This is a genomic window from Streptomyces sp. RGM 3693 (assembly GCF_050471125.1).
Classification (GTDB): Bacteria; Actinomycetota; Actinomycetes; order Streptomycetales; family Streptomycetaceae; genus Streptomyces.
Genome location: NZ_JBMPPQ010000004.1, coordinates 417,999 through 442,614, shown reverse-complemented (window position 1 = coordinate 442,614; position 24,616 = coordinate 417,999). Strand labels below are relative to the sequence as shown.

The 24,616-nt window shown below is 72.1% G+C and carries 20 protein-coding genes; 16 read left to right on the top strand and 4 right to left on the bottom strand.

The genetic code is table 11. The features are described 5' to 3' along the window. Positions 1-232: 232 nt before the first annotated feature. The 4 genes from ACO0M4_RS38130 to ACO0M4_RS38115 form a co-directional block, all read right to left on the bottom strand. Positions 233-2,653 (bottom strand): transglutaminaseTgpA domain-containing protein, encoded by a 2,421-nt coding sequence (locus ACO0M4_RS38130; protein ID WP_430375726.1) that lies wholly within the window; start codon positions 2,651-2,653, stop codon positions 233-235. 73 nt (positions 2,654-2,726) lie between these two features. Continuing rightward, positions 2,727-4,115, bottom strand: a complete 1,389-nt coding sequence (locus tag ACO0M4_RS38125) for a DUF58 domain-containing protein (RefSeq protein ID WP_430375725.1) — start codon at positions 4,113-4,115, stop codon at positions 2,727-2,729. Beyond that, complete coding sequence (locus tag ACO0M4_RS38120) at positions 4,115-5,140, bottom strand: AAA family ATPase (protein ID WP_430375724.1); 1,026 nt, start codon at positions 5,138-5,140, stop codon at positions 4,115-4,117. The genes ACO0M4_RS38125 and ACO0M4_RS38120 overlap by 1 nt, the downstream gene beginning before the upstream one ends. Positions 5,141-5,407: 267 nt before the next feature. Beyond that, the gene (locus ACO0M4_RS38115) at positions 5,408-5,968 is read right to left on the bottom strand and encodes a beta-class carbonic anhydrase (protein ID WP_430375723.1); all 561 of its coding nucleotides are present in this window, start codon (positions 5,966-5,968) and stop codon (positions 5,408-5,410) included. Between the two features lie 411 nt (positions 5,969-6,379). Between ACO0M4_RS38115 and rsmH the strand changes: the two genes are divergently transcribed. From rsmH to ACO0M4_RS38035, 16 genes are all read left to right on the top strand, one after another. Next, entirely contained in the window at positions 6,380-7,339 is a 960-nt protein-coding gene (rsmH, locus tag ACO0M4_RS38110) for a 16S rRNA (cytosine(1402)-N(4))-methyltransferase RsmH (protein ID WP_430375722.1), read from the top strand. Further along, a complete protein-coding gene (locus tag ACO0M4_RS38105) occupies positions 7,336-8,031 on the top strand; it encodes a septum formation initiator family protein (protein ID WP_430375721.1) in 696 nt (231 codons plus the stop codon). The genes rsmH and ACO0M4_RS38105 overlap by 4 nt, the downstream gene beginning before the upstream one ends. A 106-nt stretch (positions 8,032-8,137) precedes the next feature. Then, a complete protein-coding gene (locus ACO0M4_RS38100; protein WP_430375720.1) occupies positions 8,138-10,108 on the top strand; it encodes a peptidoglycan D,D-transpeptidase FtsI family protein in 1,971 nt (656 codons plus the stop codon). Between the two features lie 18 nt (positions 10,109-10,126). Further along, complete coding sequence (locus ACO0M4_RS38095; protein ID WP_430375719.1) at positions 10,127-11,926, top strand: Mur ligase family protein; 1,800 nt, start codon at positions 10,127-10,129, stop codon at positions 11,924-11,926. Between the two features lie 62 nt (positions 11,927-11,988). Next, the gene (locus tag ACO0M4_RS38090) at positions 11,989-13,431 is read left to right on the top strand and encodes a UDP-N-acetylmuramoyl-tripeptide--D-alanyl-D-alanine ligase (RefSeq protein WP_430375718.1); all 1,443 of its coding nucleotides are present in this window, start codon (positions 11,989-11,991) and stop codon (positions 13,429-13,431) included. Positions 13,432-13,436: 5 nt separating this feature from the next. Further along, complete coding sequence (mraY, locus tag ACO0M4_RS38085) at positions 13,437-14,501, top strand: phospho-N-acetylmuramoyl-pentapeptide-transferase (protein WP_430375717.1); 1,065 nt, start codon at positions 13,437-13,439, stop codon at positions 14,499-14,501. Continuing rightward, a complete protein-coding gene (gene murD, locus ACO0M4_RS38080) occupies positions 14,498-15,961 on the top strand; it encodes a UDP-N-acetylmuramoyl-L-alanine--D-glutamate ligase (protein ID WP_430375716.1) in 1,464 nt (487 codons plus the stop codon). Before mraY ends, murD begins: the two co-directional genes overlap by 4 nt. Before the next feature lie 59 nt (positions 15,962-16,020). Continuing rightward, on the top strand, positions 16,021-17,373 hold the full coding sequence (gene ftsW / locus ACO0M4_RS38075; RefSeq protein WP_430375715.1) for a putative lipid II flippase FtsW: 1,353 nt from the start codon (positions 16,021-16,023) through the stop codon (positions 17,371-17,373). 6 nt (positions 17,374-17,379) lie between these two features. After that, complete coding sequence (gene murG / locus ACO0M4_RS38070) at positions 17,380-18,471, top strand: undecaprenyldiphospho-muramoylpentapeptide beta-N-acetylglucosaminyltransferase (RefSeq protein ID WP_430375714.1); 1,092 nt, start codon at positions 17,380-17,382, stop codon at positions 18,469-18,471. A gap of 22 nt (positions 18,472-18,493) precedes the next feature. Further along, the gene (locus ACO0M4_RS38065; protein WP_430375713.1) at positions 18,494-19,309 is read left to right on the top strand and encodes a cell division protein FtsQ/DivIB; all 816 of its coding nucleotides are present in this window, start codon (positions 18,494-18,496) and stop codon (positions 19,307-19,309) included. A gap of 281 nt (positions 19,310-19,590) precedes the next feature. Then, the gene (gene ftsZ / locus ACO0M4_RS38060) at positions 19,591-20,832 is read left to right on the top strand and encodes a cell division protein FtsZ (RefSeq protein WP_430375712.1); all 1,242 of its coding nucleotides are present in this window, start codon (positions 19,591-19,593) and stop codon (positions 20,830-20,832) included. 14 nt (positions 20,833-20,846) lie between these two features. Beyond that, positions 20,847-21,599, top strand: coding sequence for a peptidoglycan editing factor PgeF (pgeF, locus tag ACO0M4_RS38055; RefSeq protein WP_430375711.1), 753 nt, complete (start codon positions 20,847-20,849; stop codon positions 21,597-21,599). Next, a complete protein-coding gene (locus ACO0M4_RS38050) occupies positions 21,596-22,330 on the top strand; it encodes a YggS family pyridoxal phosphate-dependent enzyme (RefSeq protein ID WP_430375710.1) in 735 nt (244 codons plus the stop codon). Before pgeF ends, ACO0M4_RS38050 begins: the two co-directional genes overlap by 4 nt. A gap of 124 nt (positions 22,331-22,454) precedes the next feature. Next, positions 22,455-23,075 carry a cell division protein SepF gene (locus ACO0M4_RS38045; RefSeq protein ID WP_016575127.1) on the top strand — a complete coding sequence of 207 codons (621 nt, stop codon included), beginning with the start codon at positions 22,455-22,457 and terminating at the stop codon, positions 23,073-23,075. Positions 23,076-23,141: 66 nt separating this feature from the next. Further along, on the top strand, positions 23,142-23,435 hold the full coding sequence (locus ACO0M4_RS38040) for a YggT family protein (protein WP_189298284.1): 294 nt from the start codon (positions 23,142-23,144) through the stop codon (positions 23,433-23,435). 49 nt (positions 23,436-23,484) lie between these two features. Further along, positions 23,485-24,615: a DivIVA domain-containing protein gene (locus ACO0M4_RS38035; RefSeq protein WP_430375709.1), complete on the top strand. Its 1,131-nt coding sequence runs from the start codon at positions 23,485-23,487 to the stop codon at positions 24,613-24,615. The last annotated feature ends 1 nt before the right edge of the window (position 24,616 follow it).

Genomic DNA, 24,616 nt, shown 5'->3' with positions numbered 1-24,616 from the left:
CCCCGAGGGATCGGGGGCCACACCCTTTTCTTCCCGCGTCTGCCCCTCGTCCCGCGTCCGCATGAGGGCGTCCGGCCCACGCCTGTGACGTGCCATTTCGCCGCCGGTCTCGGTGGGTGCTGCGGTTCCGCGCGCTGGGTGTGGGACCGCGCCTACGGACGGCGGGTCGTCCGTGCCCTACGGCGTACGGGACCCGGTGCCGGGCCCGGGGCGGGCCATCCGCGGCGCTGGACTACACCCGCTTGCCGCGTCGCCACCCCGCCGTCCGCAGTGCGGCCGCCGCGCGCCGGGCCGCGGTGGCCGGGCGGCTGTTCCGGCAGCGCTGCCGCAGGACCGACCAGCGGGCCGTCCAGGACCAGCGCAGGCGGGCCGCGGAGTGTGGGGCGAACCGGGCCCGTAGCCGCAGGGCGCGGGGCGCCCCGTCCCGCAGGCCAGCGTGCACCTGCCGGACGTCCGCGGCGAGGCCGGCCGCCGGAACCGGCTGCGGGGCATACAGGACCTGCTCGACCGCCGTGGCGACCCGCTGGGCGGCCGCCGCGGCGTCGGGTTGCAGTTCCCCGATGCGAATGATCCGGGCCACCGCCGTGCGCGGCGTCAGCGATTCGTCCGGGAGGATGCCGAAGTCCCAGCCGGTGTCCAACAGCTCCTGCCAGGCGGCGAGGGGGTCCGCCGCGGCGGCACCGCCCGGACCGCCCGCCAACCGTCGGGTGCGGGCCCGGGCCCGCCACCGCAGCGGGACCGCGGGCAGCGCCACGACCAATAGCGCGGCGAGGGCCAGGAGCGTGAGCGTCCCGGGCGAGAGGCCGCCGTCCGGCGGGCCGGCAGCCGACACCGTGGGCGCGGCCGCGCAGTCCGGCCCGGAGCCCGCCCGCCGCTCGCCGGGGCCACAGGAGGGGGCCGCGGACGGCCCGGTCGAGGGCACCGCGGACGGCGCCGGCGCATGGTCCGGGCCGCCCGGGCCGGTCGCCTGCGAGGTGTCCGGATAGGCGTAGTCCGGGACGCTGCCGCGGCTCGGGGTCGGCTCGAAGCGGGTCCAGCCGACGCCCTGGAAATACAGCTCGGGCCAGGCGTGCGCGTCCTTCAGGCCCACCGACGTCGTGCCGTCGGGCTGCTGGGTGCCCTGGGTGAAACCGACCGCGACCCGGGCCGGGATGCCCAGGGTGCGGGCCATCGCCGCCATGGAGAACGAGAAGTGGACGCAGAAGCCCTCCTTGTCCTCCAGGAAGCGGGCGATTGCCTCGGTGCCGCTGCCCGCTCGGACCTCGGTGTTGTAGCTGAAGCCGCCGTAGAGCGCGAACCAGTCCTGGAGCTTGACCGCCTTGTCGTACGCGGTGCGGGCGCCGCGGGTGACCTGGCGGGCGGTGGTGCCCACGATCGCGGGGAGGGAGTCCGGGACCTTGGTGTACTCGCGCCGTAGGGCGGCGGGCGGCGGCGGAGCCGCGGCCAGCTGATGGGCGGTGGGCCGCACCTGGAGGCTCTCGACTTGGTACTGGAGGCCGTGGGTGTTCTGCCCGCGGTCGCCGACCAGGGTGCGGCCCTCGGGCTCGAACCGCCAGCGGCCCGGGATGTCCACCTTGGCCACTGGATAGGGGAGCGGCAGCCAGTTCTGGGCGTACCACTGAGCGGTGGACAGGGAGGTGTTGATCCGGGTGACGGACACGTCGGAGCTGAGGCCGGGCGGCCGCGGCAGTTCGGCGGGAACGTCGGTGACCGTGCGCTCGGACGGCTTCCAGGCCGTGCCGTCGAACTGGTCCAGGGCGACGATCCGCAGATACATCCCGCGGGTGTCGGCCGCGGTCGTGCGGTAGTTGAGGACCTCGCGGTCCTCTGGTTGGTTCAGGCTGTCCTGGAGCGAGACCAGGGGGTTCACCGCGGAGATGGTGCCGCCCCCACCGCCGGGGCCGGCGCCGTCGGTGGTCGGGCCGAGCAGCCCGGCGCCCAGGGACGGCAGCACGGCGGGCACCAGCAGCGCGATGCCCAGTGCCAGTGCGCCGATCCGGCGGCCCCGGCGGATCGGCAGCCCGCCGCCCCGGGCCGCTTCCGGCCGGCCGGCGACCGGACCGCCGAACACCCGCCCCCACTGGGAGAGTCGGTCGCGGCCCTCGGCGAGCAGGAGCAGCAGATAGCCGGCGGCCGCCACAACGAACCACAGCCAGCCCGCGCTGCTTTGGGACAGCCCCGCCGCCACCGAATACAGCGCGAGCAGCGGTAGCCCGGCGGGAGCGGCGCTGCGGTAGGTGACCGCCAACGCGTCCACGACCAGGCCGATCAGCAGCACCCCGGCGACCAGTAGCAGCCGGATGCCGGGCGTGACCGGAGCCGGGATGGCGTACCGGCCGACGTCCCGGACCCCGTCCCGCACCAGGTCGACCAAGGCGGTGCCGGCGTCCGGGCCCGGCAGCAGCCCGGCTATCGCCTGGCCGCGGGCGAACACCACGGTCAGCAGCAGGACGGCCGCCAGCGTCTGCGCGCCGACGGTCAGCGGCCGGGCCAGCGGGACCCGCCGACCCAGCGCGCCCACCCCCGTCACCAGCGCCAGCAGCAGGGCCGCCTGGAAGAGCCAGGTGAACGGGTCCACCAGCGGCAGCAACGCGCCCCCGGCGCACAGCGTCGCCACCATCGCACACAGCGCCAGTCGTGCCCGCCCGCTCATGCCGCCCGCCCGCTTCGCTCGCCCCCGCAGGCGCGAGGCACGCACCACCTGGTGATCGGCTCACTGCGCTCGCTCATGCGCCCGCCTCGCTTCGTCCGGGAGCGCCGTGCAGGTCGCCCCACCCCGGTGCCGCCCCGGCCGGTGCCGCCCCCGCCCGGTCCGCGGCCCGCCACAGGTCGGCGAGCGCGGCACCCGGCGCCACCGGCAGCGCCGTCCAGCCCGCCTCCCGCAGCATCCGCAACCGTTCGCCGGCCGGCGTCCCGCCGTGCGAGAAGCGGATCCCACCGGGTCCCCCGGACCAGGCGTCGCCGTCCAGGACGAAGGCGACCGCGGTGGTGCTGCGCCGGCTGATCCGGCCGGCCAGTGCGGCCTGCTCCTCGTCCAGCTCGCCGAAGAAGGCGATCAGCAGCCCCTCCGTGCCGCCGCGCAGCACGTCGTACGCCGCGGAGAGGCCCTGTTCGGCGGAGTGCTCCACGACGGCGAGGGTGTCCAGCAGCAGGCCCCCGGCGTCGGCGGAGTCGCCGCCGCCCGCGAAGCCGCCGCCCTCCGGGCCGGGCACCGCGCTGCCGGTGTCGGTCAGCAGCCGCACCGAGAAGCCCCGCTCCAGCAGGTGCAGTGCGACCGAGGCGGCGCCGGCCACCGCCCATTCGAAGGCCGAGTCCGGCCCGGAGCCGTGGTGGGCGACGGCCCGGGTGTCGAGCAGGATCGTGCAGCGCGCCTTCTGCGGCTGCTCCTCGCGGCGGACCATCAGCTCGCCGTGGCGCGCGGTGGAGCGCCAGTGGACCCGGCGCAGGTCGTCGCCGTGGCGGTAGCCGCGCGGAATGATGTCGTCCTCACCGGCCAGGGCGAGCGAGCGGTGGCGCCCGTCGCCGTACCCGGCGGCCTCGCCGGCCAGTCGGACCGGGGGCAGCGGCTCGACCCGGGGCACCACGGTCAGGGTGTCGAACGTGCTGAAGGAACGCGTCAGCTCGCACATGCCGAACGGGTCGGACAGGCGCAGCTGGAGCGGCCCCAGCGGATAGCGGCCGCGCAGGTCGGAGCGGACGCGGTAGGACACCTCGCGGTGCCCGCCGGGCTCGATCCGGTCCAGGACGAAGCGCGGCCGGGGCCCGAGCACGTACGGGACCCGGTCCTGGAGCATCAGCACGCCGGTCGACAGCCGGGCCACGTTCTCCACCCGGAGTCCGACCCGGGCTTCGGCCGCCGCCGGCACCCGGGCCGGCGTGAGCGTGCGGCTGCCCGCGACGCGGTAGCGGGTGCGGTGCAGCACCAGGACGCACACCAGCGGCAGCGCCGCCAGCAGCAGCCCGACCCGCAGCAGATCCGCCTGCCCCAGGAGGTACGCACAGGCCGCGGCGGCCACCCCGGCCGCCAGGAACGATCGGCCGCGCGTCGTCAGCCCCCCGAAGGCGGCGCGGAGCCCGCCCGGCTCCGGCGTCCCGGTGCTCCCCCCGCCGGACATCACAACCCCCGTGTGCCGGGCGGCTGCTGGCCGCGGTCGGGCTGCCGCCGCCGCGGGGCGGACGGGTCGGGGACCGGGGTGCGCCGCACGATCTCCAGCACCACCTGCTCGGCGGTGCGGCGGTTCAACTGGGCCTGGGCGGTGGGCAGCAGACGGTGCGCGAGCACCGCCACCGCCAGCGACTGCACATCGTCCGGCAGCGCGAACTCCCGCCCGGACATGGCCGCCGCGGCCTTGGCGGCGCGCAGCAGGTGCAGGGTCGCCCGGGGCGAGGCGCCGAGCCGCAGATCGGGGTGGCTGCGGGTGGCCGCCACGAGGTCGACGGCGTACCGGCGCACGGCCTCGGCGACGTGCACGGCGCGCACCGCCTCGGTCAGCTTCACGATCTCGTGGGCGTGCGCCACCGGGCGCAGGTCGTCCAACGGGGAGGCGCCGCCGTGCATGTCGAGCATCCGCAGCTCGGCCGCCGGGCTGGGATAGCCGATCGACACCCGGGCCATGAAGCGGTCCCGCTGTGCCTCCGGGAGCGGGTAGGTGCCCTCCATCTCGACCGGGTTCTGCGTCGCGACGACCATGAAGGGGCTGGGCAGGTGGTAGGTCTGCCCGTCCATGGTGACCTGGCGCTCCTCCATGGACTCCAGGAGTGCGGACTGGGTCTTGGGGGAGGCGCGGTTGATCTCGTCGCCGATCACGATCTGGGCGAAGATCGCGCCGGGTTTGAACTCGAAGTCCTGGCGCTGCTGGTCGTAGACGCTGACGCCGGTGATGTCGGACGGCAGCAGGTCGGGGGTGAACTGGATGCGGCGCACCGAGCAGTCGATGGACCGGGCCAGCGCCTTGGCGAGCATCGTCTTGCCGACGCCGGGCACGTCCTCGATGAGCAGGTGCCCCTCGGCCAGCAGGACGGTCAGCGCGAGCCGTACGACCTCCGGCTTGCCCTCGATCACGCCCTCCACTGACCGGTGCACCCGCCCGGCGGTGGTGGTCAGATCGGCAAGGCCCGCTCGTTCGTCATACGTCGTCACTCGGCCCTCCTAGGCCCCTCCCCGGGTGGCCGACGCCCCCTCGATGGACTCGGCCCTCCCCGTGTGCGTATCCCGCCCGGTCACGGCCGGGCGGGATGTCACCCACGCATTCTTGCCGCCCGCGCGGCCTCACGTCATGGCCTGTGGATAACTCACACCGTTCGGTCCCGGCCAACCGGACAAGCCCGGCGAACCGGGCGCAAGGGAGAGGTGGCGGACAGGACCTGCCGCCGTGCACGGCGGGTCGACCAGGTGCGCCGCCGCAGGTCAGTCCCGCGGATCGATCTCGCGCAGCAGGCCCGTCGTCACGTCGAACACGAAGCCGCGGACGTCGTCGGTGTGCAGCAGGAAGGGTGAGGTGCGCACCCGCTGCATGGACTGGCGGACGTCCTCGTCGAGGTCCTTGAACGCCTCGACCGCCCACGTGGGCCGCTGGCCGACCTCGGCCGCCAGCTCGTGCCGGAAGTCCTCGGTCAGGCTGAGCAGACCGCAACCGGTGTGGTGGATTAGGACGACCGACCGGGTGCCGAGCGCGCGCTGGCTGATCGTCAGGGAGCGGATGATGTCGTCGGTCACCACGCCGCCGGCATTGCGGATGGTGTGGCAGTCGCCGAGCTCCAGGCCCAGCGCGGCATGCAGATCCAGCCGGGCGTCCATACAGGCCACGACGGCGACCTTGAGAACCGGCCGGGCGTCCATCCCGGGGTCCGCGAAGGCGGCGGCGTAGCGCTGGTTGGCCTCGACCAGACGGTCGGTGACGGTGCCGTCGGTGGTGGCAGGGGTGCTGTTGGCGGGCGGGGGCAGCGGCTGCGACGCAGGTATGGGCATGGCTTCACGGTAATCGTTGATGACCTGTTCAGCCCCTCTGTGCGGCAGGCGTAGGGGGCAACATCACACCTTGTGAGGTGATCCACCGGCTCGGACGTCACGGGGCAAACACGCAGGAATCGTCCGGTCGCACCGTGCGGGGGACGCGCGGAACCAGTTGATTGACCGAGGCGGCGGGTGGACTAAAGTGGCGCGAAGTGGGAGGCGTGACGCTCTCCTTGGATCCCGGATCCCTCGCGTGCGTGACCGTACGTACGGTTCGGCCTCCTCCCGCTCCACCGGTCTTCCGACGTCACTTCCCCGTCGCCGGAGGGCCACTTCCCCTTCAGAGCGGGCGGGGACCAAGCGGTACGTGCGGCATCCCCCAGCCAACGGCCGGGGACCCACCTGCCGCCCACCATCGGAAGGCGCATGAGTAGCAACACTCGCCACGTACCCGTCATGCTCCAGCGGTGTCTGGACATGCTCGCCCCCGCGCTCGCCGAGCCCGGCGCGGTCGTCGTCGACTGCACCCTCGGCCTCGGTGGGCACAGCGAGGCGCTGCTCGCCACGTTCCCGGAGGCCCGGCTGGTCGCCCTGGACCGTGACCCGTCAGCGCTCCGGCTCGCGGGGGAGCGGCTGGCCCCCTACGGAGAGCGCGCCACCCTGGTGCACGCGGTCTACGACGAGCTCCCCGAAGTCCTCGACCGGCTCGGCCTGCCGCACGTCCAGGCCGTCCTGTTCGACCTCGGGGTCTCCTCCATGCAGCTCGACGAGGCCGACCGCGGCTTCGCCTACGCCCAGGACGCCCCGCTCGACATGCGGATGGACCAGACGACCGGCATCAGCGCCGCCGAGGTCCTCAACACCTACCCGCCCGGGGAACTGGTGCGGATCCTGCGCGCCTACGGGGAGGAGAAGCAGGCCAAGCGGATCGTCGCGGCGGTGGTCCGGGAGCGGGAGAAGGAGCCGTTCAGCAACAGCGCCCGGCTGGTCGAGCTGATCCGCGACGCGCTGCCACAGGCCGCCAAGCGCACCGGCGGCAATCCGGCCAAGCGCACCTTCCAGGCACTGCGCATCGAGGTCAACGGCGAGCTGGCCTGCGTCGAGCGTGCCATCCCGGCCGCCGTGAAGGCGCTCGCGGTGGGCGGCCGGATCGCCGTGCTCGCGTACCACTCGCTGGAGGACCGGCTGGTCAAGCAGGTCTTCGCAGCCGGCGCCAGCAACACCGCGCCGCCCGGCCTCCCGGTGGTCCCCGAGCGCTACCAGCCCCGGCTCAAGCTGCTGACCCGTGGCGCCGAACTGCCCACGGAGGAGGAGGTCGCGGAGAACCGGCGCGCGGCCCCCGCCCGGCTGCGTGGCGCCGAGCGCATCCGCGAGGACATCGCGTGACAGCGCGGGGGGGCCGACCGCGCGGCAGGCAGCGCCTGACCGCGCTGCTGCCCTCCGCGCCGCGCGGCGGCTCTGCCGCGCGGACGCCCTTCGTCCTGCTGGTCGTGGTGCTCCTGGGCTCCGGTCTGATCGCCCTGCTGCTGCTCAACTCGGCGCTCAACCAAGGCTCGTTCGAGCTGAGCAGGCTGGAGCGGAAGACCGGTGAGCTGTCGGACGAGCAGCAGGCGCTGCAACAAGAGGTGGACGGCTACTCCGCACCGGACGCGCTGGCGCGCCGGGCCCGCAAGCTGGGCATGGTGCCCGGCGGCAACCCGGCGTTCCTGCTGCCGGACGGCACGGTCCGCGGCGCGCCGGGCCCGGTCTCGTCCACGGGCACCCCGCTGTCCGCCTCCGCCTCCGCCGGGCCGCTGTCGCTCGGCCCGGGGGGTGTGCGGCCGGCGGTCCAGGAGACCGCCCCGGCGGTCGCGGTCCCGCTGGTGACGCCGGCGGCCGTACCGGCCCAGGCCGGACCGCTCGCCCCCAGCACCCCTGGTGTCCCGTCCTCCCCGGGCCCGCTGGCGACCCCGGTGGCCCCGGCCTCCGTCCTCACGCCCGACTCGCCCTCCCCATCCGTCCCGCCGGCCTCCGCCGCCCGCGCGTCCGGTCCCACGGCCGGGCCGTCCCCGTCGGCCGGCGCGCAGGTGACCCCGTGACGCCCGCCCCCGCATTCCGCTGTTGCGGTCTCGCCGCCCCGGTGCACCGGGCGCCCGGTGCCGCACCGCCCCCCGCCACCCCCGTGCCCGCCCCGGAGACCGCGGTATGACCCAGCCCAGGGACCCCCGTCGCGTTCCGCGCCCCGCCCGGCCCGGCGGCCGACCCGCCGGCCGGTCCGGTGCGCCTCGCCCGCCCGCCGCCCGCCGCCCCGGCGGGCCAGGGCGTCTCCGGCCGGCGGGCGGCCCGCTGCGGTCGGTCAGCCCGCGCCCGCGGCTGCGACTGGTCGCCGTGGCGCTGACGCTGGTGATGCTGGCCTTCGTCATCCGGCTCGTGCAGGTCCAGGGCGTGGACGCCGCGGCGTACGCCGCCAAGGCCAACGAGAACCGCTACGTCCCGGTCAAGCTGGCCGCCGAGCGCGGCGCCATCACCGACCGCAACGGGGTGGACCTGGCCACCACCGTGGACGCGTACGACATCACCGCCGACCCGAGCCTGCTGGCACCCGACAAGATCAAGATCAAGGACGCCCCGCAGCAGGCCGCCGCACTGCTCGCGCCGATCCTCAACGAGTCCGAGGCGACCCTCGCCGCCAAGCTCGACCACCCGACGTCCCGCTACGTCCTGCTCGCCCGGCAGCGCACCCCCCTGGTCTGGAAGCAGATCAAGGACCTCCGCAAAGCGCTGGACGCCAAGGCGGCCGCCGCTCCCAAGAGCGCACCCCGCCCCGACGTCCTGGTAGGGGTCTTCGCGGACAAGCACAGCAAGCGCGTCTATCCGGGCGGCGACCTCGCGGCCGGCGTCCTCGGCTTCGTCAACGGCTCGGGCAAGGGCGCCGGCGGCCTGGAGGCCCAGCTTGACAAGGAGCTGGCCGGCAAGGACGGCAAGCTGGTCTACGCCCAGTCCGGGGGCCGCCGGGTGCCCACCGCCGACACCCAGGAGCACCCCGCCGTACCCGGCACCGACGTCCAGCTGACCCTCGACCGCGACATCCAGTGGGCGGCCCAGCAGGCCATCTCCGACCAGGTGGAGAAGTCCCAGGCCGACCGCGGCTACGTCGTCGTCCAGGACACCCGCACCGGCCAGATCCTGGCGCTCGCCAACGCGCCCGGGTTCGACCCCAACGACCTCTCCAAGGCCGGTCCGGACGAGCTCGGCAACCCCGCGCTCACCGATGCCTTCGAGCCGGGCTCCACCAGCAAGCTGATGTCGATGGCGGCCGTCCTACAGGAGGGCGCCGCGACCCCGTACACCCGGGTCACCGTGCCCAACCGGCTGCACCGCGGCGACCGGCTCTTCTCGGACGACGTCGACCACGACACCTGGCACCTCACGCTCAACGGCGTGCTCGCCAAGTCCAGCAACATCGGCACCATCCTGGCCGCCGGCCAACTGGGCACCACCCAGCCCCGGGCCAACCAGGTCCTCTACTCCTACCTGCGGAAATTCGGCATCGGCCAGCCGACCGGGCTCAACTTCCCCGGGGAGACGGACGGCATCCTCGCCAAGCCGCAGGATTGGAACACCTCCCAGCAATACACCATCCCGTTCGGCCAGGGCCTGTCCCTCAACGCCGTCCAGGCCGCCTCCGTCTACTCCACCATCGCCAACGGCGGCGAGCGGATCGCCCCGACCCTCGTCCGCGGCACCACCGGGCCGGACGGCCGGTACGCTCCGGCCCCCGCGCCCGCCCGGGACCGCGTGGTGAGCCAGAAGACCGCCGGCACCCTCGCCACCATGCTGGAATCGGTGGTGGACGACCAGGAGGGCACCGGAGCCAAGGCGAAGATCGACGGGTACCGGGTCGGCGGCAAGACCGGCACGTCCAACCGGGTGGACCCGAAGACCGGCCGCTACCACGGCTACACCGCTTCCTTCGCCGGGTTCGCACCCGCCGACAAGCCACGCATCACCGTCTACTGCGCCGTACAGAACCCCAAGCAGGGCAGCTATTTCGGAGGCCAGGTCTGCGGCCCGATCTTCCAGCAGGTCATGGCGTTCGCACTGAAGACCCTCCAGGTCCCCCCGACCGGCGCACAGCCGCCGCGGCTGCCGGTCACGTTCAAGCCAGGCGAATGAAATCGAGGCAACACCGCCGTGACGACGATCACTCCCGACGGCCCGCACCTGCCCGGTGACAGAACCCCGGCGAAGCCCTCACTTCGCCCCGAGCCCGTTCTGCCCGGTACGCTCACCGCCGTGTCACAAGCTGATCAGTCCCCGAAACCCCAGCACGCGGAGAAGGGCGGCCCCGGCAGATATCCGGGCGCGCCGCGCCCTGAGGAGGTCCGCCCCACCCCCCTGGCCGACCTCGCCCGGCAGCTGACCCTCCCGGTCCCGGACCACGCGGATGCTGTCCAGGTCACCGGCATCACCCACGACTCCCGTGCGGTGCGCCCCGGCGACGTCTACGCCGCGCTGCCCGGCGCCCGTCTGCACGGTGCCGACTTCGTCGCCCAGGCAGCCGACCTCGGCGCCGCCGCGATCCTGACCGACCCGTCGGGCGCCGAGCGGGCCGCCGCGACCGGCCTGCCGGTCCTCGCCGTCGACGACCCGCGCGGGCGGATGGGCGCCCTGGCCGTCTCGATCTACGGGGCACCCGGCGAGGACCTCCTGCAGATCGGTATCACCGGTACCTCCGGCAAGACCACCACCGCGTACCTCATCGAGGGCGGGCTGCGGGCCGCGGCCGCCAAGGAGAGCGAGGGCGGCCTGCGCGAAGCGCAGCCGACCGAGGGTGGCGCCGGGCGACCGGTGGGCGGGCTGACCGGCCTGATCGGCACGGTCGAGTCCCGGATCGGCGACGAGCGCCTGAAGTCCGAGCGGACCACCCCCGAGGCCACCGACCTCCAGGCGCTGTTCGCGGTGATGCGCGAGCGCGGCGTCCGCTCGGTCGCCATGGAGGTCTCCAGCCACGCGCTGGTGCTCGGCCGGGTCGACGGCTGCGTCTTCGACGTCGCGGTCTTCAACAACCTCAGCCCGGAGCACATGGAGTTCCACTCCGGCATGGAGGACTACTTCCAGGCCAAGGCCCAGCTGTTCACCACGGCGCGCAGCAAGGCCGGCGTGGTCAACATCGACGACGAGTACGGCCGCCGACTGGCTGCCGGCGAGTCGGAGGTCCCGGTCACCACGTTCTCCGCCGAGGGCCACCCGGACGCCGACTGGCGCGCCGCCGATGTCGAGCTCGGCGCGCTCGGCTCGACTTTCACCGTGCACGGCCCCGGGGGCGTGACGCTGCGCGCCGCCTCCCCGATCGCCGGCCCGTTCAACGTCTCCAACGCGCTGGCCGCCATCACGGCGCTGGCCGTCGCCGGCATCGACCCGCAGACCGCGGCCGACGGTGTCGCCGCGATCCCCGGCGTCCCCGGCCGCCTGGAGCGGGTGGACGTCGGCCAGCCCTACCTCGCGGTCGTCGACTACGCCCACAAGACGGACGCCGTCGAATCGGTTCTGCGCGCCCTGCGCAAGGTCACCACCGGCAAGGTGCACGCCGTCCTCGGCTGCGGCGGCGACCGCGACCGGCACAAGCGGATGCCGATGGGCGCCGCGGTCGCCCGGCTCGCCGACACCGCCGTGCTGACCTCCGACAATCCGCGCTCCGAGGACCCGCTCGCGATCCTCGCCACCATGCTTGCGGGCGCCGCCGAGGTGCCCGTCCACGAGCGCGGCACCGTCCTCGTAGAGGAGGACCGGGCCGCCGCCATTGCCGCCGCGGTCGCTCGCGCCGAGCCCGGCGACACCGTGATCGTCGCGGGCAAGGGCCACGAACAGGGTCAGGACATCGCCGGAGTGGTACGCCCCTTCGACGACCGTCAGGTGCTGCGCGCTTCCATCGAGGATTCGCTGAAGTCACGGCAGCCGCAGCAGTCACAGCAGCCGAACCACCAGGGATGACACACCGCCATGCGCGCACAATCCTCTTGTTGGCACCTCCTGCACGGCCCCGGGGGTGACCTGTGATCTCCCTGTCCCTCGCCGAGATCGCGAGCATCGTCGGCGGGCAGCAGCACGACATACCGGACCCGGACCGCGAGGTCACCGGGCCGGTCGTCTCGGACTCCCGGGCGGTCCGCCCGGGTGGCCTGTTCGTTGCGTTCGCCGGTGAGCGCGTCGACGGTCACGACTTCGCCGTCGGCGCCGTGGAAGCCGGCGCGACGGCCGTCCTCGCGGCCCGCCCGGTCGGCGTCCCGGCGATCATCGTCGATGACGTCGTCGCAGCTCTCGGCGCACTCGCTCGGGCCGTCGTGGACCGGCTGGGCACCACCGTCGTCGGTCTGACCGGCTCGGCCGGCAAGACCAGCACCAAGGACCTGATCGCCCAGCTGCTCCAGCGGCACGGGCCGACGGTGTGGCCTGAAGGCAACCTCAACAACGAGATCGGGCTGCCGCTCACCGCGCTGCGCGCCGACGCCACCACCCGTCACCTCGTCCTGGAGATGGGTGCCCGCGGCGTCGGCCACATCCGCTACCTCGCCGGGCTGACCCCGCCCCGGATCGGGGTGGTCCTCAACGTCGGCACCGCGCACCTCGGCGAGTTCGGCGGTCGCGAGCAGATCGCCGAGGCCAAGGGCGAGCTCGTCGAGTCGCTGCCCGCGGCCGCGGACGGCGGGGTGGCGGTGCTCAACGCCGACGACCCGTTCGTCCGCGCCATGGCGTCCCGCACCAAGGCCCGCACCATCCTCTTCGGTGAGGCCGCGGACGCCGCCGTCCGTGCCGAGAATGTCCGGCTCAACGGCCTCGGACAGCCCGCCTTCACGCTTCACACACCCTCCGGGTGCAGTGATGTGACGATGCGGCTGTACGGTGAGCACCACGTGTCGAACGCGCTCGCCGCGGCCGCCGTCGCCCATGAGTTGGGCATGCCCGTAGACGAGATCGCCGCCGCGCTCTCCGAAGCCGGCACGCTCTCCCGCTGGCGGATGGAGGTCACCGAGCGCGCGGACGGCGTGACGGTCGTCAACGACGCCTACAACGCGAACCCCGAGTCCATGCGAGCGGCGCTGCGTGCGCTGGTCGCCATGGGCACCGCCGCCAGGGCGAAGGGGGGCCGGACGTGGGCGGTGCTCGGTGAGATGGCCGAGCTGGGCGAGGAGTCACTCGCCGAACACGACGCGGTCGGACGGCTGGTCGTCCGGCTCAACGTCAGCAAGCTCGTGGCGGTCGGCGGCAGGGAAGCGGCCTGGCTCGACATGGGCGCCAAGAACGAGGGTTCGTGGGGTGAGGAGTCGGTGCACGTGTCCGACGCGCGGGCGGCGATCGACCTGTTGCGCAGGGAGCTGCGAGGGGGAGACGTCGTGCTGGTGAAGGCGTCCAGGTCGGTGGGCCTGGAGCGGGTCGCCGCGGCATTGCTGGACGGCGAGGGCGGTTCCGGCGTTGAGGGCGGGGCCGCGTCCCGATGAACTCCATGAAGCAGATCCTCTTCTCCGGGATGATCGGGCTCTTCCTGACCCTGATCGGCACCCCGCTGCTGATCAAACTGCTGGCCAAGAAGGGCTACGGGCAGTTCATCCGCGATGACGGCCCGCGCTCCCACGGCAGCAAGAAGGGCACGCCCACCATGGGCGGCATCTCCTTCATCCTGGCCACGATCATCGCCTACGCCCTGACGAAGGTGATCACCTCCAGCGACCCGACCTTCTCGGGCGTCCTGGTGCTCTTCCTCTTCGCGGGCATGGGTCTGGTCGGCTTCCTCGACGACTACATCAAGATCGTCAAGCAGCGGTCGCTGGGCCTGCGGGCCAAGGCGAAGATGGCCGGCCAGCTGATCGTCGGCATCGCCTTTGCGGTGCTCTCGCTCCAGTTCGCCGACCTGCGGGGCGCGACCCCGGCCTCCGACCGGCTCTCCTTCACCCAGGACTTCGGCTGGCAGATCGGCCCGGTGCTGTTCGTCATCTGGGCGCTGTTCATGATCCTGGCGATGTCCAACGGTGTGAACCTCACCGACGGCCTCGACGGACTGGCCACCGGCGCCTCGGTGATGGTCTTCGGCGCGTACACCTTCATCGGCATCTGGCAGTACCAGGAGTCCTGCGCCAACCAGATCACCGCCGGACCCGGTTGCTACGAGGTGCGCGATCCGCTCGACCTGGCCGTGGTCGCCTCCGCCCTGATGGGCGCCTGCTTCGGCTTCCTGTGGTGGAACACCTCGCCCGCCAAGATCTTCATGGGCGACACCGGCTCGCTGGCGCTGGGCGGCGCCCTCGCCGGCCTCGCGATCTGCTCCCGCACGGAGCTGCTGCTGGCCGTCCTGGGCGGTCTGTTCGTCCTGATCACCATGTCCGTGGTCATCCAGGTCGGCTCGTTCCGGATGACCGGTAAGCGGGTCTTCCGCATGGCTCCACTCCAACACCACTTCGAACTCAAGGGGTGGTCGGAAGTCCTTGTGGTGGTCCGGTTCTGGATCATCCAGGGCATGTGCGTGATCGTCGGTCTGGGCATCTTCTACGGCGGCTGGCAGGCGGCGAAGTGACCGGGTACGACCCGCGGGATCCCCAGGATTTCGCTGGCAGGCACATCACCGTTGCCGGCCTCGGCGTGAGCGGCGTCCCCGCCGCCCGCGCCCTGGCCGGCCTCGGCGCCCGGGTCACCGTCGTCAACAGCAGCGACGGCGAACGGGAACGGGCCCAGGCGGCCGAGCTGGCAGAGCTCGGTGCCACGGTCCGGCTGGGCGACGGCGACACCCTCCCCGAGGGCACCGAGCTGATCGTCACCACCCCCGGGTGGAAGCCGACCAGCCCGCTCTTCCTGGCGGCCGAGAAGGCCGGCGTCCCGGTCTGGGGCGACGTCGAACTGGCCTGGCGGCTGCGCGGTCCAGATGCCGCGCCCTGGCTGGCGGTCACCGGCACTAACGGCAAGACCACCACCGTCCGGATGCTGGCCTCGATCCTGACCGCGGCCGGTCTGCGCACCGCCGCGGTCGGCAACATCGGCGTCCCGCTGGTCGACGTGGTGCTCGGCGAGGGCCGCGCGGACGGTGCGTCGTACGACGTCCTGGCCGTCGAGCTCTCCAGCTACCAGCTGCACTGGGCCCCGTCGGTGCGGGCGCACTCCGCGACCGTCCTCAACCTCGCCCCGGACCACCTGGACTGGCACGGCTCCATGGCGGCGTACGCCGCCGACAAGGGTCGGATCTACGAGGGCAACACCGTCGCCTGCGTCTACAACGTCGCCGACCCGGCCACCGAGGACCTGGTCCGACAGGCCGACGTCGAGGAGGGCTGCCGGGCGATCGGCTTCACCCTCGGCACCCCCGGCCCCTCCCAGCTGGGCATCGTCGACGGCATCCTCGTCGACCGTGCCTTCGTGGAGAACCGGCAGCGGCAGGCCCAGGAGCTCGCCGAGATCGCGGACATCGCCCCCTCCTCCGGGAAGGCGGCCCCGCACAACATCGCCAACGCGCTGGCCGCCGCGGCGCTGGCCCGCGCCTTCGGCGTCCCGGCCGCCGCGGTCCGCGAGGGACTGCGCACCTTCCACCCGGACGCGCACCGCATCCAGCACGTCGTGGACGTCGCCGGGGTCTCCTACGTCGACGACTCCAAGGCCACCAACACCCACGCCGCCGAGGCGTCGTTGGCGGCGTACGAGCCCATCGTGTGGATCGCCGGCGGCCTGGCGAAGGGCGCCACCTTCGACGAGCTGGTGCGCACCGCAGCCGGACGGCTGCGCGGAGTGGTCCTCATCGGCGCCGACCGGGCGTTGATCCGCGAAGCACTCGGGCGACACGCCCCCGATGTCCCGGTTGTCGACCTCGACCGGACCGACACTGGGGCGATGTCCGAGGCGGTCCGAGAAGCGGCCCGGTTGGCCGAGCCCGGCGACACCGTCCTGCTGGCCCCGGCCTGCGCCTCGATGGACATGTTCGTCAATTACAACAAGCGGGGCGAGGCATTCGCCGACGCGGTGGGCGAACTGGCCGCCGCGGGTCATTAGCCCGGTTCTCCCCGCTGCCGTCGTCGCCGGCGGCGAGCGTACCTGTGGAGGGGACGAGGATGACCGCCCGATCGGCGAAGCCGGCACGGCCGAGCCCGGCGCGTCGGCCCTCCGCGAAGGTGCGCCCGCCGCGGGCCGGCCGGACCCCGACCGGCCCGCGCGGGTTGTACACCCGGGCCAAGCGGGCCTGGGACCGCCCGTTGACGGCCTACTACCTCATCCTCGGCGCCCCGGTGCTGATCATCGTTCTGGGCCTGGTGATGGTCTACTCGGCGTCCCAGATCAAGGCACTCCAGTCCGGTCTGGCGCCGTCGTACTTCTTCCGCAAACAGTTGCTGGCGGCCGCCATCGGGGGCGGGCTGCTGCTGCTCGCCTCCCGCCTGTCGGTGCGGCGGCACCGGGCGCTGGCGTATCCGTTGCTCGCCGGTTCGGTGTTCCTGCTCGGCATGGTGCAGATCCCGGGGATCGGGGTTTCGGTCAACGGCAACCAGAACTGGCTCAGCCTGGGCGGCCCTTTCCAGGTGCAACCGAGCGAGTTCGGCAAGCTCGCGCTCGTCCTGTGGGCCGCGGACCTGCTCGCCCGCAAAGAGGAGAAGCAGCTATTGACGCAGTGGAAGCAGCTGCTGGTTCCCCTGACACCGGTGACATTTCTCCTGCTCGGGCTGATCATGCTCGGCGGCGACATGGGCACCACGATCATCCTCACCGCGATCCTCTTCGGCCTGCTGTGGCTGGCCGGCGCCCCGACCCGGCTGTTCGCGGGGGTACTCGGCGCGGCCACGGTGCTGAGCGCGCTGTTGATCAAGACCAGTGCCCACCGAATGTCCCGGCTCGCCTGCATCGGCGCGACCGATCCAGGCCCCGGCGATCAGTGCTGGCAGGCCGTGCACGGCATCTACGCGCTGGCCTCGGGCGGACTCTTCGGTTCCGGGCTCGGGGCGAGTATGGAAAAATGGGGAGAACTCCCGGAACCGCACACCGACTTCATTTTCGCCATCACCGGGGAGGAACTGGGACTGGCGGGGACGCTGTCGGTGCTCGCCCTCTTCGCGGCTCTAGGCTATGCGGGTATCCGCGTGGCCGGACGCACGGAGGACCCCTTCGTACGGTACGCAGCGGGAGGTGTGATCACCTGGATCATGGCCCAGGCCGTGATCAACATCGGTGCGGTGCTCGGTCTGTTGCCGATCGCCGGTGTCCCGTTGCCGCTGTTCTCCTACGGAGGCTCCGCGCTGCTGCCGACGATGTTCGCCGTCGGGCTGCTGATCGCCTTCGCGCGTGACGAGCCCGCTGCACGGGCGGCGTTGACGGCTCGGTTGGCGCGGAAGCCGGGGTCCGGCAGGAAACCGGCTGGGGTGAGATGGAAGACGATGAGACGGCGCGTTAAGAGGCGCCCGTCCGGAGAGCGGTGAATTTCGGTGCATGTCGTACTCGCCGGTGGGGGGACCGCCGGCCACATCGAGCCCGCGCTCGCCCTCGCGGACGCCCTGCGGAGGCAGGACCCGACCGTGGGGATCACGGCACTCGGCACGGAGCGCGGCCTGGAGACCCGACTGGTCCCCGAGCGCGGCTACGAGCTGGGCCTGATCCCGGCCGTCCCGCTGCCCCGCAAGCCCACCCCCGAACTGATCACCGTCCCCGGGCGGCTGCGCGGCACGATCAAGGCCGCCGAGCAGATCCTGGAGCGCACCAAGGCGGACTGCGTCGTCGGCTTCGGTGGCTACGTGGCGCTGCCCGGCTACCTCGCAGCCAAGCGGCTCGGTGTGCCGATCGTCGTCCACGAGGCCAACGCCCGCCCCGGCCTGGCCAACAAGATCGGCTCGCGGTACGCCACGTACGTCGCCGTCAGCACCCCGGACAGCAAGCTGCGCGGCGCCCGCTATGTGGGCATTCCGCTGCGCCGGTCCATCGCCACCCTGGACCGCGCCGCGGTCCGCCCCGAGGCGCGCGCCGCGTTCGGTCTCGACCCCAACCTGCCGACCCTGCTGGTGTCCGGCGGTTCCCAGGGCGCCCGCCGGCTGAACGAGGTCGTCCAGGCGGCCGTTCCGGCGCTCCAGCGCTCCGGCATCCAGGTGCTGCACGCGGTGGGACCGAAGAACGAACTGCCGCACGTGGACAACATGCCGGGGATGCCCCCCTATGTCCCGGTACCGTACTTGGACCGGATGGATCTCGCGTACGCCGCGGCCGACATGATGCTCTGCCGCGCGGGCGCGATGACCGTCGCCGAGTTGTCCGCCGTCGGGCTCCCGGCCGCCTTCGTCCCGCTGCCCATCGGCAACGGCGAGCAGCGGCTCAACGCCCAGCCGCTGGTCAACGCCGGCGGCGGCCTGCTGGTCGACGACGCCCAGCTGACCCCGGACTGGGTGCAGAACAGCGTGCTCCCGGTCCTGGGCGATCCGCACCGGCTGTACGAGATGTCCCGCGCGGCCTCGGAGTTCGGCCGTCGGGACGCCGACGAGTTGCTGGTCGGCATGGTCTACGACGCGATCGAGCAGCGCCGCAAGTAGCGGACGAGAGAAGGCGGAGAGCGTGGCCGGACCGACCACCGCCAGGCGCGGAGCGAAGAAGTCACCGTCCGGCCCGCCCTCTTCGCCGCGGTCCGGCGGCGGGCGCTTCCGGTTGCCGGCTCTCCGGCTGCGCCGCCCCGGCCGCCGCGGTGTGATCATCATCGCGGTTCTCGCGGTGCTGCTCGGCGGGTTCGGCGCCTGGGTGCTCTACGGCTCGGACTGGCTCCGGTTGGAGCGGGTCCGAGCCAGCGGCACCGAGGTGCTCACGCCGGCGGAGGTGGTCGCCGCGGCGGCCGCCCCCATGAACACACCGCTCGCCTCCGTGGACACCGATGCGGTACAACGCCGGCTGCTCGCTAAACTCCCGCGCCTCAAAAGCGTTGACGTCACTCGGTCATGGCCGCACACCCTCGGCCTGGAAGTGACCGAAAGGAAGCCGGAACTGCTGCTGCAAACGAACGGGAAGTTCGAGGAAGTGGACAACGAGGGCATCCGGTTCGCCATGGTGAGCCGCGCGCCCAAAGGCGTTCTGCTTCTGCGTATGACCGTTTCCGACTCTCCGAGTCTGCACCGTTTCGGAACCGGACGTTTGCTGCGCGCCGCGGTCACCGTCGCCGAGGACCTCCCGGCCGCCGTCCGTAAGGACGTCCGCACCGTCCGGGTGCGCTCCTACGACTCCATTACCCTCGAACTCGCAGGTGGCCGCACGGTGATGTGGGGCAGCCGCGAACAGGGTGTCGAAAAGGCGAAGGTGCTGGCCGGGCTGTTGAAGGCGGCGCGTGACGCGCGACACTTCGACATCTCGGTTCCCAGCGCACCCGCGGTGTCCGGGAGTTGACGTACCGCGTCGCAGGCCAGCACCCTGGATGGCTACGACTATGGGTGATCACATAGGGTGAAAAGAAAAACGGGAGGTTCGGCGTGTTCGTTGAACGCGCGCGCCTTGTCGACTTAGTGTCTCGTTCCAAAGGGACCGTGGAACCAGGAACACAGGCACAGTAACCCTAAACTTCAGGGTTAGGGTTCGGGTCGGCAGAGCGGAACATCCCTTCGGCATCAGTCGGCGTCCACACGCAATGTGCGGCGACGACACGTAAATCGAGGCGAGAGGCCTTCGACGTGGCAGCACCGCAGAACTACCTCGCAGTCATCAAGGTCGTCGGCATCGGCGGCGGTGGCGTGAACGCCATCAACCGGATGATCGAGGTCGGGCTCAAGGGCGTCGAGTTCATCGCGATCAACACCGATGCGCAGGCGTTGCTGATGAGCGACGCCGACGTCAAGCTCGACGTCGGCCGCGAGATGACGCGCGGACTCGGCGCCGGCGCCAACCCGGACGTGGGCCGCAAGGCGGCCGAGGACCATCGCGAGGAGATCGAGGAGGTCCTCAAGGGGGCCGACATGGTCTTCGTGACCGCGGGCGAGGGCGGCGGCACCGGCACCGGCGGTGCTCCGGTCGTCGCCAACATCGCCCGCACGCTCGGGGCCCTGACGATCGGTGTGGTCACCCGGCCGTTCACCTTCGAGGGCCGCCGCCGCGCCAACCAGGCCGAGGACGGCATCGCGAGCCTTCGCGAAGAGGTCGACACCCTCATCGTGATCCCCAATGACCGTCTGCTGTCCATCTCGGACCGCCAGGTGAGCGTGCTCGACGCGTTCAAGTCCGCGGACCAGGTGCTGCTGTCGGGTGTCCAGGGCATCACCGACCTGATCACGACCCCGGGCCTGATCAACCTCGACTTCGCCGACGTCAAGTCCGTGATGTCCGAGGCCGGCTCGGCGCTCATGGGCATCGGCTCGGCGCGCGGCGACGACCGTGCGGTGGCCGCCGCGGAGATGGCGATCTCCTCGCCGCTCCTGGAGGCGTCCATCGACGGCGCCCGCGGTGTGCTGCTCTCCATCTCCGGCGGCTCCGACCTCGGTCTCTTCGAGATCAACGAGGCCGCGCAGCTGGTCAGCGAGGCCGCGCACCCCGAGGCCAACATCATCTTCGGTGCGGTCATCGACGACGCCCTGGGCGACGAGGTCCGGGTCACCGTCATCGCCGCGGGCTTCGACGGTGGTCAGCCGCCGGCCCGCCGCGACGCGCAGCAGGCCGGTATGTCGGCCCCGAAGCGCGAGGAGCCCGTACCGGCGCCGACCCGTCCGACGGTGCCGCCGGTCGAGCCGCCGCGCACGGCACCGTCGTTCGGTGGTCTCGGCGCGGTCCCGCCGATCCGGGACGAGTCCCCGGTGTCGTCCGAGTCCTCGTCGCTGGGTGAGGTGTCCACCTCGCCGACCGGCGGTCCTTCGGTTCCCCCGGCCCGTCCGTACTCGGACTCCGCGGCCGAGGAACTGGACGTTCCCGACTTCCTGAAGTGATGTAAAGCACCGACGTGATAGGGCAACAGCACCACGAGAGCGGCGCGCACTTCGCCTTCACCGACAGGTGGGGCGGGGTGAGCGCCGCTCCGTATGAGCAGCTCAATCTGGGCGGCGCGGTGGGCGACGACCCCGCGGCCGTCCGCGCCAACCGCGATCTGGTGGCCCGGGAACTGGGCCTCGACCCGGCCGCGGTGGTCTGGATGAACCAGGTCCACGGCCGGGACGTGGCCGTGGTCGACGGTCCCTGGGGAGAGGACGACATTCCGTCCGTGGACGCGGTGGTGACCGCCCGTCGCGGACTGGCGCTGGCGGTGCTGACCGCCGACTGCGTCCCGGTCCTGCTGGCCGACCCGGTCGCCGGGATCGCGGGCGTCGCGCACGCCGGCCGCCCGGGCCTGGTCGCCGGGGTCGTTCCGGCGGCCGTCGCCGCCATGACCGCGCTGGGCGCGGAGTCGTCCCGGATCCTCGCCCACGTTGGCCCCGCGGTCTGCGGGCGCTGCTACGAGGTGCCCGAGGCGATGCGCGCCGAGGTCGCGGCGGTGGTGCCGGAGGCGTGGGCGACCACCTCCTGGGACACCCCGTCGGTGGACGTCACCGCCGGGGTGCGGGCCCAACTCGCCGCGGCCGGCGTGCAGTTGCGTACGCAATCGCCCATCTGCACCCGGGAGTCGGCGGACCACTACTCGTACCGCCGCGACCGCACGACCGGGCGGCTCGCGGGCTACGTATGGCTCGGGGACGCCCCCGGAGAGGCTGCGCCGTGACCGACGACCGCAGAACGCAACTGGCCGACAACCTGGCGCGGGTGGAGGATCGTATCTCCACCGCCTGTGCCAAGGCCGGCCGGGCACGGGACGAGGTCACGCTGATCGTCGTCACCAAGACCTACCCCGCGAGCGACGTCCGGCTGCTCGCGGAGCTGGGGGTCCGTCAGGTCGCGGAGAACCGCGATCAGGAAGCGGCGCCCAAGGCGGCCGAATGTGCCGATTTGTCGCTGACTTGGCACTTCGTCGGTCAATTGCAGACCAACAAGGTGCGGTCCGTGGCCGGTTACGCCGGGGTCGTCCAGTCGGTCGACCGGCCCCGGCTCGCCACCGCGCTGTCCAAGGAAGCGGTGCGTTCCGGGCGCGAGCTGGGTTGCCTGATCCAAGTGGCGTTTGACGTCGAGTCAGGGCAAAACGGACGGATCGTCGGAGATCGGGGCGGGGTGGCGCCGGAGGGTGTCGCGGAACTCGCCGAGGTGATCAACGGTTCCCAAGGGCTGCGCCTGGACGGTGTGATGACGGTTGCGCCGCTGGCCGGACCGTACGCCGGACGCCAACGGGCCGCTTTCGAGCGGCTCGTGGAAATCTCATCCGACCTGCGCACGACCCATCCTGCTGCCACCATGGTGTCGGCAGGTATGAGTGCGGACCTTGAGGACGCCGTGGCGGCCGGGGCGACACATGTACGCATCGGCACCTCGGTACTCGGAGTCCGACCACGGCTCGGGTAACGTCGCCAAGCAAGTCGGACCACAGCACAAAATATGGTCATTCCCGCAGGAAGTGGGACAGGCCGAGTGGATCCAAGGCCCCCGGTGACGGAGCCGATCCACCACAGAGCGGAGGACGCAGAGAATGGCCGGCGCGATGCGCAAGATGGCGGTCTACCTCGGCCTCGTGGAGGACGATGGGTACGACGGCCGGGGGTTCGACCCCGACGACGAGTTCGAGCCCGAGCTTGACCCGGAGCCTGATCGAGGGCGGCGGCAACAGCATCAAGTGCAGCCCGAGACACGCCCGGAACGGGAGGAACCGGTCCGCGCCGTGACGCCTCCCGCTCCGCGTGAACCCGCCCCGCTCGCCGCGGAAAGCGGACGACCCGCGCGTATCGCCCCCGTGGCATCCATCACACCCGAACGTCCGAACCTGGAGAAGAACGCACCGGTGATCATGCCCAAAGTTGTGTCCGAGCGGGAGCCTTACCGCATCACCACACTGCACCCCCGGACCTACAACGAAGCCCGTACCATCGGGGAACACTTCCGTGAGGGCACTCCGGTGATCATGAATCTCACGGAGATGGACGACACGGACGCGAAGCGACTTGTCGACTTTGCGGCCGGTCTGGTCTTCGGACTGCACGGGAGCATTGAGCGGGTGACGCAGAAGGTGTTCCTGTTGTCGCCTGCTAACGTCGATGTCACGGCGGAGGACAAGGCCCGTATCGCAGAGGGCGGATTCTTCAACCAGAGCTGAGACGCAACACCGGGCACACCAAGGCCATAAGGTCAGCACAGGAACAAGGGGAGAGGGACGCGCGAGATGAGTGTCGCTGGTCAGGTGATCTATATCGCGCTGTACTGCTTCCTGATCGTGCTGATCTTCCGGCTGGTGATGGACTATGTCTTCCAGTTCGCCCGTTCATGGCAACCCGGCAAGGCGATGGTGGTGATTCTTGAGGCCACCTACACTGTCACCGATCCACCGCTCAAGCTTCTGCGGCGGGTCATCCCGCCGCTGCGTCTCGGGGGCGTGGCGCTCGACCTGTCCTTCTTCGTATTGATGATCATCGTCTACATCCTGATCACCGTCGTGAGGTCGGTGTTGTTGGTGTGAACGATACGGTCTTGCCGATTGCCGACGACTACGTTGAGGTGAAGTAGAGATGCCGTTGACCCCCGAGGACGTGCGGAACAAGCAGTTCACGACCGTCCGTCTCCGAGAAGGCTATGACGAGGACGAGGTCGATGCCTTCCTCGACGAGGTCGAGGGCGAACTGACCCGCCTGCTGCGGGAGAACGAGGACCTGCGCGCCAAGCTGGCCGCCGCCACTCGTGCCGCCGCGCAGAACCAGCAGCAGGGGCTGCGCAAGGGGCCCGACCAGCAGCAGGAGCAGCAGCAGCGGCCGGGGGCTCCGGTGCCCGCCGCCATATCCGGTCCGCAGCCGGTTCCGCCGCAGCAGCAGGGGATGGGTGGCCCGCCCCAACTGCCCGGTGGTGCACCGCAGCTGCCCCCCGGTCCCGGTGGCCACGGTCCGCAGGGCCCGCACGGCCCTGGTCCGCACGGACCCGGCTCGCACGGTCCCGGCCCGATGGGCCAGGGCGGCCCCATGGGTGGTCCGCTCGGCGGCCCCGCACAGCAACTGCCGCAGCCGGCCCAGCAGCAGGGCGGCCCCGGCGGTGACAGCGCGGCGCGCGTGCTGTCGCTGGCGCAGCAGACCGCCGACCAGGCGATCGCGGAGGCCCGTTCCGAGGCCAACAAGATCGTCGGCGAGGCGCGCAGCCGTGCCGAGGGCCTGGAGCGGGACGCCCGCGCCAAGGCCGACGCGCTGGAGCGGGACGCGCAGGAGAAGCACCGCGTGGCGATGGGCTCGCTGGAGTCGGCCCGCGCGACGCTGGAGCGCAAGGTCGAGGACCTGCGGGGCTTCGAGCGCGAGTACCGCACCCGTCTGAAGTCGTACCTGGAGAGCCAGCTGCGTCAGCTGGAGAACCAGTCCGACGAATCGCTGGCCCCGCCGCGGACCCCGGCGGCCGCCTCGCTGCCGCCGTCGCCGTCGATGGCGTCGGCCGGTGCGGGCACCATGGGCGGTAACCACACCATGGGTGGCGGCCAGTCGATGGGCGGCAACCACTCCATGAGCAGCCCGTCCAGCGGTGGTCCGTCCTACGGCGGTCAGCAGCAGATGTCGCCGGCGATGACCCAGCCGATGGCACCGGTGCGGCCGCAGGGTCCGTCGCCGATGCAGCAGACGCCGTCGCCGATGCGTGGCTTCCTCATCGACGAGGACGACAACTGAC

Excerpts from the sequence above, each read along its gene's own strand:
- ACO0M4_RS38040 (WP_189298284.1), top strand. The coding sequence starts at position 23,142 with ATGAGTGTCGCTGGTCAGGTGATCTATATCGCGCTGTACTGCTTCCTG.
- ACO0M4_RS38100 (WP_430375720.1), top strand. The coding sequence starts at position 8,138 with ATGACCCAGCCCAGGGACCCCCGTCGCGTTCCGCGCCCCGCCCGGCCC.
- ACO0M4_RS38130 (WP_430375726.1), bottom strand. The coding sequence starts at position 2,653 with ATGAGCGGGCGGGCACGACTGGCGCTGTGTGCGATGGTGGCGACGCTG.
- ftsW (WP_430375715.1), top strand. The coding sequence starts at position 16,021 with ATGACCGCCCGATCGGCGAAGCCGGCACGGCCGAGCCCGGCGCGTCGG.
- rsmH (WP_430375722.1), top strand. The coding sequence starts at position 6,380 with ATGAGTAGCAACACTCGCCACGTACCCGTCATGCTCCAGCGGTGTCTG.
- ACO0M4_RS38035 (WP_430375709.1), top strand. The coding sequence starts at position 23,485 with ATGCCGTTGACCCCCGAGGACGTGCGGAACAAGCAGTTCACGACCGTC.
- ACO0M4_RS38045 (WP_016575127.1), top strand. The coding sequence starts at position 22,455 with ATGGCCGGCGCGATGCGCAAGATGGCGGTCTACCTCGGCCTCGTGGAG.
- ACO0M4_RS38125 (WP_430375725.1), bottom strand. The coding sequence starts at position 4,115 with ATGTCCGGCGGGGGGAGCACCGGGACGCCGGAGCCGGGCGGGCTCCGC.
- ACO0M4_RS38115 (WP_430375723.1), bottom strand. The coding sequence starts at position 5,968 with ATGCCCATACCTGCGTCGCAGCCGCTGCCCCCGCCCGCCAACAGCACC.
- mraY (WP_430375717.1), top strand. The coding sequence starts at position 13,437 with ATGAAGCAGATCCTCTTCTCCGGGATGATCGGGCTCTTCCTGACCCTG.